The sequence below is a fragment of the Kitasatospora sp. NPDC093102 genome (assembly GCF_040683915.1).
Classification (GTDB): domain Bacteria; phylum Actinomycetota; class Actinomycetes; order Streptomycetales; family Streptomycetaceae; genus Kitasatospora.
The window spans coordinates 15,824-29,309 of sequence record NZ_JBFBFA010000063.1 but is presented as its reverse complement, the minus strand read 5'-3'; the positions used below and the strand labels follow the sequence as shown (position 1 = coordinate 29,309).

General features: G+C 72.9%; 4 protein-coding genes. 1 reads left to right on the top strand and 3 read right to left on the bottom strand.

Going from position 1 to position 13,486, the window contains the following annotated elements:
* The 3 genes from AB0O11_RS36450 to AB0O11_RS36440 all read right to left on the bottom strand — a co-directional run.
* Positions 1 to 7,760: hypothetical protein (locus AB0O11_RS36450; RefSeq protein WP_363395974.1), on the bottom strand; the 7,760-nt coding region annotated here is incomplete at its 3' end.
* A gap of 405 nt (positions 7,761 to 8,165) precedes the next feature.
* Positions 8,166 to 10,019, bottom strand: a complete 1,854-nt coding sequence (locus AB0O11_RS36445; RefSeq protein WP_363395971.1) for a hypothetical protein — start codon at positions 10,017 to 10,019, stop codon at positions 8,166 to 8,168.
* A 130-nt stretch (positions 10,020 to 10,149) separates the two neighbouring features.
* Complete coding sequence (locus tag AB0O11_RS36440) at positions 10,150 to 12,789, bottom strand: hypothetical protein (RefSeq protein WP_363395968.1); 2,640 nt, start codon at positions 12,787 to 12,789, stop codon at positions 10,150 to 10,152.
* 442 nt (positions 12,790 to 13,231) lie between these two features.
* Between AB0O11_RS36440 and AB0O11_RS36435 the strand changes: the two genes are divergently transcribed.
* On the top strand, positions 13,232 to 13,486 hold a 255-nt coding region (locus AB0O11_RS36435), incomplete at its 3' end, for a hypothetical protein (RefSeq protein ID WP_363395965.1).

Here is a 13,486-nt window from a genome sequence, read left to right as displayed (position 1 = left end):
GGCAGCGCGTACATCGTCATCAGCCGGGCACGGCCCGTCGACCAGTCGATCTTGCCGGCGAGCCAGTTCCCCGAGGCGTCCTGACCCTCCCAGGAGCCGTCCGGCCTGAATGTCGCCCGGTCCAGCGCATGGCACGTGCTCTCCCAGACGACCTTCCAGCTCAGGCCCGTCGGGAAGAAGGTGTTGCCGAGCTTCAGGTGCAGGCGGCCGCTCCCGTCCCGGTAGTACAGCGTGCCCTGGTAGACACCGTTACCCAGCGCAGTGGTCACCGTGCGCTCGTCCAGCTTGATCGGGCTGGTGTCCTTCGGACGGACGTGGCAGCCGGAGATCATGTGCCCGGCCCCCAGACGCCTGGTGCCCCCGAGATCCGGATCGTGCAGGTATCCGTTCATCACGTGATTGCGCAGGTAGAAGACCGGCTGGACGACCCGGGGCTCCTCCTCGCGCGGAGGTGCCACGGGCTCCGCCGCCGACGTGGCCGGGGTTCCCTCCGTACGGGTGCCGGGCACGGCCGGACCTGCTTCGGTCTGCGCCTGCGGCTCCGAGACCGAGGTCTGCCGCTTCTGCCCTCCCCGCTTCTTCTTGACTCCGCCGAACAGCCCCTCCACGGGCGAACCGCCCGCGCGCAGCCGGGCCGCCAGCTCACCGGCCTCCGGGCTGCCGTGCGCGAGCAGGTGGGCCACCTGCACGACCTGCGACTCCCACGCCTCGCCCAGGGCCTCGCGCTCCGCCAGGCCGATGCCGAGCAGCTTCTCCGCCTCGCCCAGGTACCGGGCGCGGTCCTCGGCCGTGAAGCCGCGTTCCAGGGTGTCGGTCAGGTGCCCGATCGTGATGCCCTCCGCGTCGGAGAACAGCACCGGCTCGGCGCCGATCCGGTCGTCGCTGAGCATCGGGTAACGCCGCTCCGGCTCCGCCGACACGTACCCGCGACCGTTCGCCAGCTCACCCGGCACATCCAGGCTCAGACCCGCCACGAAGGCATCAACACCCTCGGGCTCGGTGTGCAGCCGGTACGCGACCTCCTCCACCGCCTCCCGCCACAGACGCTGCGCCGTCGAAGCCGTCGACCCGTCGGACAGATAGGCGTCACGCACGCCGGGCAGAGCAGTGTCACCCAGCAGCCGCTCCGCCTCCGCCCGCCGTCGCCCGATCGTCAGGACCGAGGTCTTCCCCGACCACTTGCCGCCACCGACGGTCTCCTCGCCGCTGACGCCGCTCTCGCCCGACTCGACCCGGACCGGGGCCTGACGGCCACGGCTGCTCTCCCCGAACGTCCGGAGCTCCTCCGCCACCGGCCCCTCGCCACCCACGGCGAACCGGCGCTCCGCCACACCGCGGTCCCTGCGCAGTTGGTCGGCGAGGTCGATCGCCGCCCGCAGCGCGTCCTGGTCGTTGCCGGTGGTCTCCCTGACGGCCAGCCACTCGGCGGCCACCCGGTCGACGGCGTCCTCCCGGCGGCTCCTGAGCTCCTTGTAGTGCCCGCCCTCCAGCTGGCCCTCGATGACCATCGGGAAGGGGTTGTACTGGCTGACGATCGCCTCGGCGTGTCCACGGGCCGTCGCGACGAGCTGCGGGTCGCGCGTGCTCAGGATGTGGTCGACCAGTTCCTTGGCCCGGACGTCCATCCGGTCCTCCAGCTCGATCCTCACGGTCGGCTGCTGGGACATCGTGGGCACCGGCGCCTCGAACTCGTGGAGGACCTCGAACCGCAGGCGCTCCGGCACCAGCGGAGCCCCGCCGTCCGGGTAGCGGTCGTGGAGCTCGGCCCGCACGCCCGCGAGGACCGACTCCTGAACGAACTTCGCCTGCTCGGTGAGCACCGGCCCCGAGTCCGTGGTCCCGTACATCCGCAGCCGGATCACGGGCAGGCCCGCGCCATTGGACTGGTACCGGAGCGCGGCCTTCGCGAACTGGCGGCCGTACGCCACGGCGTCCTCGTACGGCCCCGTGGCCGCGGGGTCGAGCCGGATGACGGTCCTGCCCTCCGGCATCAGGTCGGGGGCGACCCGGACGGCCAGCGGGTCACTGACGTGGGGAGTCTGCCGGCCCTCGTCGTCGTGGTGCCGGACGGTGCGCTCGAAGAAGGTGTCCTTCGCCTGACCTCGGCCGTACATCCGCAGGTGCGGCTGCCCGGCGCCGAGGCTACCGGTGGCGGCCTCGGAGATCGTCCAGTAGAGGTCGACGGCCTTGCGGTGGCTCGCGTTGACCCGTCGCCAGACGGCCTCCACCGAGGGCACGTCGGGCAGCTCGGCCAGTCGGTTCCGGGCCGCGGTGGAGCGCTGCCTCGCCGCTTCGAGCCGCTGCTCCTTCTCCTGCAGTCCCGCCGGTCCGGACGGACGCGCCGGCTCGGCACCCTCGCCCCGCCCGAACAGGTGCCGGTGTGAGGCCTTGCGGGAGTTCACCCGGGAGGTGGCCTCCCGCTCCGCGAGAGCCTCCACCTCGGGAGCCAGGCTGGTGATCTCCTGTTCGGCCTGACGGAGCTCCTCCTCCAGTTGCGCGCGGACCGCGCTGAGCTGCTCGTCATCGGCGAGCGCCTTACCGAGGGTCGCGGACAGGCCGTACCGGGGGTCCTCGGGAGGCAGATTCTTCATGAAACGCTCGACCGTGGCCGACAAGTCGGCCCTCCCGCTCTCGTGGGACGCCCGGAGCATCTCGAAGGCCAGCTTCCTCAGCTGCTGACCACTGGGCTTCAGCTGTCCCTCGGGCCAGTCCGCCAGCAGCGTCCGGGTGAATTCGTGCACGGCGTCGCCGGTCGCCTGGACCTCCGAGGCCAGGTCCAACGAGCGGGTCACGGAGTCGATCCTGGCCTGCGTCCGAGCGACCCGCTCCGGCTGGGCGGCGGTCCTTCCCTTGGCCAACTTCAGCATCGCGAGCCTCTCGCCGAAGTCCTCGTGCACGGTGTCGAGCCGCTCCCACGTCGGCGGAGCGTCCTCGGTGTGGGTGCCGTACTCCTCCACCAGGGTCGCGATCTCCCGGCCGCCGAGGTCGCGCTTCAGGCTCAGCTGGTCGTCGTAGGACTCCAGGGCGATGTGCGCGAATCCGCTCTTGTCCGACGCGATGACCGTGGACCGGTACGACGACGCCCCGGCGGCCTCCTTGCTCTGTCCCTCGGGTCCCGGGTGGCTCGGATGGAGCGGATGCCGGCCCTCACCGGCCGACCCGGTCATCGATTGCACGACGTAGCTCTCGCCGGGCTGCGGCCAGACGTACTGGTTGACGCCGAGTCGCTCGATCAGCCGGTCGACGAGTATCCGCTTCTCCGCGTCCTCCATGGTCAGCCCGGCGCCGAACGGCTCCTCCTTCCCCTGAGGCTTCGCGGCCCGCTCCTCGGAACGCCGGAGCAGGTCCCCGTACGCCTGCTCGTGGCCGGGAAACGCCTCTTGGCCGCGCTGCTCGGCGGCCACCGCATGGGCGACCTGCAAGGAGTCGGTCTGGGCCTGGCCCGGCTCCGTCCCGTGCACGAGGGCCTTGGCCACCGTGCCCGCACCGCGGGCCGCCCCACCGTTGCCTGCCAGCCTGACGGAGATGTCACCCGCTCCCGCCCCATGACCGCCCGTCCCCAGCAGCAGGGTGCCGGAGCGGTTGGCGTGTGCCGTCGGCGCGGTGAGAATGTCGGTCTTCATGGAGTCGGCATCGGGGAACACCAGCCGGACCTTGTACAGGACCTGGTCCGGGTGGTCCCGCAGCACCACCTTGGGGGCGTCGACCTCCACCGTGGCACGTGAGTCGAGCTCGGTCAGCAGCTTCTTGGTCTCCTCCATGACCTCCTTGCTGGCGTAGAACTCGCCGATCTCACCTTGTTCGGCGCTGATCGCGATCGTGCCGTCCTGCGAGACCAGCAGGGCCGGCTTCTCGTCGTGCTGCACCGGGATCCGGACGACCCGGGGCGGGAACGCCTCACCGTAGCCGGGGTCCTCGACCGGCTCGAACACCGCTGCATGGGAGTCCCGGCGGGTGAACGCGGACGGCTTCTCCTGCTCCGAACCCAGGATGACGACGTTGTAGCGCCCCGGCTCGACGGTCTTCAGGCCCGGGCCGTGCAGCCCCAGGGGCTCCGAAAGGAGACCGCCCACCGGGTGGAAGACGTCCCAGGCGGATTCCAGCACCTGGCCGGTCACGTGGTCGAGCACCTCGACGACGTGACCCTCGCCCTCCGAGGCCGTGCCCGCCGCGGTCGCCGCCGCGAGGATCTTGATGTCCCCGTGCGTGGCGATGACCGGGTGCACCCCCAGCTCGTCGGCCAGGTTCTGGGCGAGCGAGCGGACCGTCCGGCCGTCCTTGGTGAGCACGCCCTGCGCCGCGCGGTCGATCATCAGCACGACCGGCGTGCCGGGCCGCTTGGCCAGGTCGGACTTGATGCGCGCGGCCAGCGCCGTGACGGTCGAGGAACTCGCGGTCTCAACCGCGACGAAGGCCGTGCCGACCTCCGCCAGCGTCGGTACCCGCACGGCGGCCTTGCCCGTGCCGCCTCCCACCACTGCCTGCAGCGCGCCCTTGATACCGCCGACCCGATGGTGGTGCCGATCCCGTACCTCGGAGCTCTCCGGGGCGGGTTCCGTCTGCTTGGGGCCGAACAGCCGACCGAGCCTGGTGCGGCTCTTCGACCGGGTCGGTGCCGGTGCCTCCGGCAGGCCGTGAACGGCCTCGGCTGCGGGGTTCGTCGTCGATCCGGGTTCCAGGGGCAGGGTGAGGGCGAGCTCGTGCCGTATCTCCTCCGGCCGGTCCGAGATCGGCGCCGCGTCGACGACGAACGCCTTCGCCTCCTTGCCGGAGAGTTCGACCAGCGCGCGGAGCTCTCCCGAAAGCCTGACCGGCTCGCTGACCGGGAAGCTGTCGACGTCCCCTCGGAGGTTCAACGAGCCCCCGTCGTCCAGGAACCGCACGACCGGCCGCTTGAACGCGGGAACGTGCTCCGCGTGCCACAGCCTGCCGTTCTTGTCCGGGCTCACGTGCAGCTCAAGGCCACCGGTCGCGTCCACGTGCCGGAGCACCGCGTGCGCGGCATGGAAGACCGTGACCTTGACGTCCGACAGGCCCCGGGCGTACAGCTCGTACGCGAGGCTCTGCTTCAGCGTCTCGACCGCCTTGTTGACGGACTTCGTCCTGGACTCGGGGCGCAGAACCGCGACGTGGATCTCACGGCTGCCCTTGAAGCGGTCGATCACCTGCGTCGCCAGGTGCCGGGCGTGCTCCTTGCTCAGCGGACCGTCCGTGAGAACCACGAAGCTGCTGTCCTCCCGCCAGAGCACGGGGGCCGGCCCGCCCATGGCCTCGCCGCCGAAGAGGTGGAGGTAGGTCTTCTGCTCCCCCTTGGCGGTGTCGAGCCATTCGGCCAGGGCTCGGGCCTCCTCCCCCGATCTTCCGACGTACGCGCCGCGCTTGTCGGAGTCCGTGCTCGGGAACAGCTCGGCCGGTGCCTTCCGCCCGCCCGGGGTCCGGGGTGACAACAGGTCGTGGTCCGATCCCGGGCTGAACGGAGCCGACGTCAGATCCTGTGCAGAGTCTCCGAGTTGCCGTACCGCGTCCGAATTGAGTCCGCTGAGGTAGCCGGCGACCTCGGCGACGAAGTCGTTCAGCGACCTGGTGTCCTCCGGCCGCACCTGCATGGCCGTGGAGACCAGCCGGCGCAGGTCCTGGTCCTCCGCCATGATCCGTTCGTTCACCAGGTGCTGGGCGGAGCCCCGCAGGCCGGCCAAGGAGTCCGGCCGGTCACCGAAGCCCGGGAACAGATCGACGGCCCCCTCCGTATGACCGGCGTAGCCGAGGATCTCCAGGGCGACGGCGCGCTGGGGGAGGTCGCGCCCGAGGAGCCTGTCGATGCCACGCTGCTGGGCGAAGGCCACATCGATGGTTCCCGGCCGGGGGCGCCGGGGGCGCGCGGGCGGCTGGTGGGCCGCACCGGCCGAATCAACCGCGGTGGCTTCGGCCGAAGCCCCGGACGTGGACGCGGCGGACGGTCGCCGGGTGGAGAAGTGCTCCGAATGCCGGGACGGGCGCGACGGCCCGGCCTCCGTGCTCTCGAAGCGCGTGCTCGGCCGACGAGGGCCGGCGGCCGGCAGGGCGCCCTCCAGGGCCCGGCCCCTGGACTCGGCGAACTTCCGCGCCCCGTCCCGCCACGCCGCGAGCTCCTCGCCGAACAGCTCCCTCCGCCCCACGGCCACCAGCTTCGCCTTGCCCTTGCCCCCCGACACGGGGGCCGCCTCGCCCCGGTGCTCCGCCAGCGCCATCTCCCCCGCCAGCGCCACCTGCTGCACGAACAACCGGTCACCGGCCGTGTCCGTCAACGACAGCCGACTCACACCGGAGACCAGGCCGGCCAGCTCCTCATGCCGCTCATCGGGCAGCTGCGCGAACCACCCCTCCACGTCGTCGCGCGACCAGGCATCCACCCGCGCCACCACTTCCCCCGAGACCCCGGCCACCCCGACGGCCTCAGGCCCGGCCACCAGCGGCACGGCATCCGACGGCAGCGCCTCGGAGGGCGCCACGGCCGCCTCGTGAACCTCCGTGCCCTCCGGTCGGCCCGTCGCCTCGGCTACCACGCCGGGGGCGTGGGCCACCGCCTCCTGCCGGGCCTCCGCCCGGCTCTCCGCAGGCCTCGCCGGGGCCGTGACCTCGGCACCTCCGGTACCGTGGGCCGCCTTCGCCACCGGGGCCTGGGTGTCACGGTGGGTCGCCTCCGCCGTCGGAACGCCGTCCGCAGCGCCCTTCTGCGTGCCGGCCGGTACGGACGCGTCGGCATCGTGGCGGGCACCGGCGGCCGACGACTTGGCCGTCTCCGGCACGGGCGCCGTCGGGACGTCGTCCCGCGTGCTGGTCACGTCGCCGTCCGCGGGCGCACCGGATCGCAGGACACCCGTGTCCTCCGCCGCCTTCTCCGTGGGGAGAACGCCGGCGGGCTCGGTCGCCGTCTCCGTCTCTGCGTGCGTCGGGGCGGGATCGTGCTTCGCCGCCGCCACGGCCCCCGGCTCCGGGTGTTCGGCAACGACCTGGGTCGGCTCAGCGACAGGGGTTTCGGGCTGGTACTCGACGGCCGGCGGCACGGGCTTCTCGTCGCCCACGTGCGCGCCGAGGTCCTCGCCGTGAGGACCCGACTCCCACGGCGCCACACCCCCAGGCAACCCCGACTTGTGCATCACCGCGCGGTGCGCCAGGTCCACACCCCCGCCCACCACACCCAGCACAGCGCCCGAGGCGATCGCCTCCGCCAACACCTTGGGATCGATCTCCCCGCCCTCGAACCCCGCCAGCGCCCCCACCGACGCCACACCACCCGCGACCCCCGCCACCGGATGCGCCAGCAACCGCCCCGCATCCCCCACCGGCAGATGACCCCACCCGATCCGCACCCCACCACCCGCGGCACCGGCCGCCGCACCCACCGCAGCAGCCTCGGCCGACGCCCAGTCCCACCCCTTGCGGTACTCCGCGAACTGGATCAACTGCGTCGCCGCGTCCTGCCCCACCCCCTGCACCACCCCCGCACGCAACTCCCCCACCAGCGCCCACACGATCTCCCGCACCGTCTGCCGCGCCCCCGCCAGCACCTCGGGAATCAGCAGCGCCGCGATCCCACCCGCAGCCGCCACCGCCGTCATCAGCTGGTAGACCATCCACGCCGCCATCGCCACCGCGAACCGCACCGACCACTGCGCGTAATCCGCCTGCAACGCGGAAGCCTCCAACTGCCCCGCACCCTCCTCCAACGTCGCCTGGGTGTCCCGCACCCGCGCCCCCGCATCCGCCACGGAATCCTTCATCACCCGCGCCGTCTCCCCCCCGACCAGCGCGGTGACCCCCACCCCATCCCGTGCGATCGACTGCCCCGCCTCACCCACCGACGCCGACAACGCCCGCAAACCCGCAGCCGCCTCCACCAGATCCCCGGGCGCCACCGCCGGCCAGTCGTTCCCCGACAACCCCACCACCGCGAACGACGACCCCGACGGAACCTCCTTGCCCGAACCACCGAAATTCAGAAAACGCGCAAGCGACCTGAGGAAATCCGGCATGACCACAACCACCCAACGGGACAAAGGAAGAACAGGAACTGACGACGGATCAAGGCCTGCCGCAAGGCCCGCGCGGTCGGCATCGCCGAGCGCGGAGCGGAAGCGGAGGAAGAGGCCGCCGGAGAAAAGAACGGTGAACGCCGTACGGCCAGTTCAGACACGAGCCGACGTGGTGGAGATCTCAGCCCCGACCGGAACCTCCACGGCCGCCGCCCCGTCCGCGGGCGCAGCGGAGGGCCGGTAGCGGCCGTCCTCGCCCTGGACCAGGTACACCCGCCCCTCCTCCCTCTCCGGCCCCAGACGGATGACTTGACTGTCCGGCAGCACCATCGTGAGCGGTTGCGCGAACTCGGCGGCGTACGCCCGGACCAACGCGAGCCCGTCGGTCGCCTCGGGCGCCTCACGATCGGCCGGGTCGAGCCTGCGCCGCAGCGCCCGTCGACCCGAGCCCTGGGGGTCGGACCGCTGCAACTCCCGCCGGCGGAAGGCCGGTAGGGCCGCGAACAGCGCGCCGAGCAGGTCCGTCGACGGGGTGTCGACCGCAGGCAGGACCCCTCCATGAGCGCCGGGCCAGCCGGAAGGCTCCGCGTACCCCGGGACCCGCTCGTCAGCGGCCGGCGACCAGGACAGGCCGACCGCGGCAGGGAGAACGCCCGCCCGGGCCGCCTCGCGGTGGCTGCTCACGGCGGTGATGCCGGCGTCCCCGGTGTGGTGGACCGTGCCGGTCTCGTGCCAGTCGGCCGACCCGGCAGCCGGACCGAACGCCACCGGCTGATGCTGAACGGTCACCACAGGCAGCGACACCATGGGCAGGGCCGCGGCCGGGGAGGAGCCGACGGCCAAGAAGGAGCCGACGGCCGGGGAAGAGCCGACGGCCGAGGAGGGCGAGGCTGTCAGGTGCGCCGCGACTGTCGCCTGGGGCGCGACGGCCACGTGTGCCGCCGTGCTCACGGGCTCGGCGGTGTGCTGGACCGGCTCGACGCCCAGGTGCCCGGCGCCGGGCACGGCGGCACCGTGGTCCTGCCCGTGCACCACCGCGGGCATCGCCTGCGGCACGTCCGGCGGCCCCCCGCCCACGGTGGCCGACACGTCGGCCACCCCGCCGCTCGGCGGAGGGGGAAGCGGGCCGCCGCCCGTCGCGTCGCCGACGGCCCACTGCCGCACCGAGGCGTCCGCCGACCAGGAACTCACCAGCTGCCAGCCCTTGGTGGGATCGTCCACGACGTCGACCTGGACCCGGCCGGCGGCCCACAGCTCCTCCGCGAACGTGCCGTCGCCGAACCGGATGCCGCCGAAGCCGGGCCGGTCGGTGAGGCTGCCGACCACCGGCCCGGTGGCGCTGCCGAGCCGGCCGGACAGGAACGGCGCGCCTCCCACCGCCGGGCCCAACGCCCCGCCCTTCGCCGCGACCTCACCGGTACCGGCCGCCACCACCGCGGAGTTGAAGCCCAGCCGGCCCAGGTTCCGTTCCCCCTGGGCCCCGATCCGCGCGCCGTCCTCGGCGAGGGCGATCGAGCCGACCGCCTGCCGCAGGGCGGTGGACAGGTCGATGGCGGCCTGCCGCGCGGCCGCCAGCACGGCGGGGACCAGCAGCAGCGAGGCCCCACCCGACATCTGGGCGGCCCAGAGCAGTTGCAGCACCAGCCAGAGGGCGAGCGCGGCCGTCACCCACAGGTCGAGCTGGGTGGCGTCGATCCGCTGCGCGGCGTTGCGCAGGTAGAGGCTGAACCCGTGCAGGCTGTCCGCCGCCTTGAGCAGCTCGGCGGCAGTGCGGTCGAAGGTGGCGCCCATGTGACGGCCGTGGTTCGGCATCGCCTCCGACACCTGGGCCGCGAGCCGCTCCAGGCCCCCGCCCGACTCCACGGAGGAACTCAGGGCCTCGCGCAGCCGCTGCGCCGCCGCGATCAGGGCGATCGGGTCGACCGCCGGCCAGCACTCCGCCGCGAGCCGGTCGAGGACCGCCGTCACCTCCCACGGAGGTCGCGGGCCGATCGGAGGGACGGGCACGGCAGCCTCCCGGGGGCAGGGTCACGTACGGGTCGAGCGCGGGGCCGTGGCCCCGGAGGGGGACGCGGGCCCGCCCGGCCCGGTCGTCGGACCGGGATCGGGCGGGCCCGCGGTGTGCGGCACCAGGGCCTCAGGCGCTCACGAGCCTCGGCTCCGGGGCGGCGGGCCCGCGCGGGGGCAGGCCCTCGCCGGGAGTGCCGTCGAACCAGGCGTTCTCCGGCAGGAACATCGCCTGCGACGTCTTCAGTGCCGCGGCGAAGTCGGACGGCCCGCCGAAGTAGCTCCGGCCGCCCGGCGCCTCCTTCCCGGTGATGTACTCGACGGCCTGGCGGACGAAGGTGACCCCCTTGTCCGTGGGGAGCACCGAGGCCTGCCGGCCCGTCAGGTACTGGACCGCCCGCTCCAGCTGGGCGGCGGTGATCCTGACCGGGTAGCTGACGGCGGGCCGTTCGATGCCGCTGGGCCGGACGTACACCGAGCCCTTGCCCGTGAAGTTCCGCGCCGCCCCGCCCTCACCGCCCGACTGCTCGAAGAACGCCGAGGTGCTGCCCTGGCCGGGGATCTCCCACCGCAGGCCGACACTGCTGCCGACGCCGGGCCCCTTGCCGGGCCTGCGGCCCGGGGCGACGTCGATGTACATCTCGACGTGCGAGCGGGTGAGGTCCGCGCCGGTCTCCCGGAGGTCCTTCAGATACCGCATCACGCCGGAGTCCTCAAGGCCCTGTGGGATCGCATCGCCCCCGGTCGGCTGGGGCATGGGACGCCACTCGGACGGCCGGTAGTCGACGCCCGGCTGCCGGTCCAGCGGTCCGGGATTCCGGTCGTGGCCCTTGAGGACGAGCTTGCGCCCCTCCTCCGGCAGCGGCTCCGGCCTGGTCACCTCCCAGGCGAGCAGGTGCAGCAGGTGGTCCGGGGTGGTGGCGAGCCTGGCGTACGCGATCATGTTCAGTGCCGCCTGCGTGGGAAACCCGTCGTGGCCGTGCTCGGCCGCGATGGACCTCGCCGAGGCCATGAGCCGCCCGTAGCTGCCCGGGTGGTCCTCGGACAGGGACCGGAGCGTGTCGTTGATCTCGCCGCCGATCTCCTCGTGCAGGTCCGTCGGGTGAAGCCCGCCGCCGCGCACGGTGACGGTGACGTTGGACTCCTCCGGCCGGGCCGCCTCGGGGCCGTCCTGCCCGCGCTCCGCCCCCGCGGACCGCGGACCGAAGACGGACCGGGACTGCACCTCGATCTCCGCGGTGCCGGGTTCGGTGTCGCCGAGCAGCTTCTCCACCTGGATCGCCCCCGACAGGGCCTCCTTGACCGACTCCGCCCGGCGCTCCGTCATCGTCGTGGATCCCCACGACTCGTGCTTCGCTCCGAACAGGTGGCCCTCCACGGAGACCGAGGGCGCCGTTAGGCCGAACTTCGCGCGCAGTTCACCGATCTGGACGAGGTGCTTGCCCAGCTCACCCACCTGCGCGTTGGCCTCCGCCCGAGGAGTCGCGCTGCTCCGGGGGAACGCACCCAGCTCGTGGTCCTGGTCGAGGACGTGCGCGCGCTCGCGGACCGGCGGCCGGACGGCCGTGTCCGCAGCGGTCGCGGCCACCTCGTTGGGCCGGCCGCCCTCGGACCGCACGAAGGTGTTCGACCTCCCGCCGTACGTGTCGGGCTTGGAGATCCGCGGGCCCTCCGTGCCACCGGCGCCGCCCGTCCCCTCGTACCGGATCTCGCCGCGCACGGAGTAGGTCGGGTGCTCGCTGGACTCCGCGAACCGCTGCGCGAACGACCGGGGGGTGTCCCCCTTGCCCATCGCGTACGGCTCGGCCGCGTGGGGGATCGCCAGGACCACCGGCAGCCCCTGCGGGACCTCGTTCAGGCCGGCCGAGTCGCGGAGGTAGCGCACCAGGCTTTCGGGGCCCATCGTCTCCGAGCGCCCGTCGACCTCGACCCGCACCAGCCCCGGCTTGCCCGGGACGGGCTCGGCCACGACGACGTACGGCTCCTGGCGCCCCTGTTGCCGCGTTTCCTCGCTCCACAGCGCGTACGCCTCGTCGACCTGCCGGAACCCGGCGTCCTGGCCCCGCTGACTCGTCGGCAGGTGCGACCGCTCGGCACCCGTCAGACCGTCCCGGGTCAGGTCGACCCCGACGTGCCTCGGCCCGCCCTCGCCGTGCGTGAGGATCGGGGTCGAGCGGACGTCCGAGAACGGGACCTGGTGGCGTCCGGACTTGAGCCCGCTGCCGAAGACACCCGGGGTGACGACGCCGTGGGAGGCGAAGGTCCGGAAGCCCTGCGGCTCGGCTTCGCGGGCCGGGCGCGGGCCGCGATCGGGGGCTCCGCTCACCATGACCTCGGATCCGCCGCCGAGGGTCACCCGGATCGGTCGGCCGGTCAGCGTGCTGATGGCGCTGCCCCACGCCTTGAGCCGGCTGTCCGGCAGGGCCGGCGCACGGTCGAGGCTGATGACGGCATCCGGTTCGACGCCCGGACGGAGGATCGCCTCGGCCACCGCCACGGGCGACCGGAACTGCCCCCCGAGGTCGACGCGCACGACGGCCGGTTGGGGCGCGGCGGGCTCGGTACCGACGGAGAGCAAATCGTCGTGCGGGAACCCGTTCGCCAACACATCCCTGGACAACAGCTCATCCCAGCCCTGCGACGAGGTCAGGCCGGTTTCGTCCTCTAGATCGAGGGACTCGTCGTAGCGGCCCCCCAGCCCCGCCAGCGTGTCCTCCGTGCCGATCAGATCGGCGGGTGCGACCGTCACCTCGGCCCGGATCGCTCCCACGGCTTCCTCGGGGGGGACACCCTCTACAGCCAGCACCTCGGAACCGAGCGTCTCATCATGGGGCGTCTCCGGGAGAGGTTGCTCCGTATCCAGCACCTCGGAACCGGGCGTCTCACCACGGGGCGTCTCACCACGGGGCGTCTCCGGCAGAGGCTTCTCCACACCCAGCACCTCGGAACCGGGCGTCTCACCACGGGGCGTCTCCGGCAGAGGCTTCTCGGGAAGAGGCTTGTTCACGTCGAACCCGGAAGCGCGCCCCTCCTCGGCGGCGGGCGCAGCCCGACGGTCAAGGGTCTCCCTCAACAGGTCGGCAACCGTCCCGCCGAATCCTGACGGGGCCTCGCCCAGCTCGGGCCAAACCGGCGCCTCCCTCAGGTCCAGCGATGCCTCGGAGTCAGTGGAGTCTTCTCTGGGCCTGGGCGGCCGAAAGTCCCGCTCCGGAATGATGTCCGAGTCGTCCGTGCTCCAGGACGCCCTCGGCGCCCCGCTACCGGCCGAAGAGTCGGCCGCGTTCTCAGGTTCCTCCTCGATCGTGGACAGCCTGGGCTGCGGGCGTTCCTCCGGGACGGCGGAATCCGTTGACCCCTCCTCGATCACCGTCTCCTCCGGGACGGCGGAATCCGTTGACCCCTCCTCGATCACCGTCTCCTCCGGGACGGCGGAATCCGTTGACCGCTCCTCGATCACCGTCTCCTCC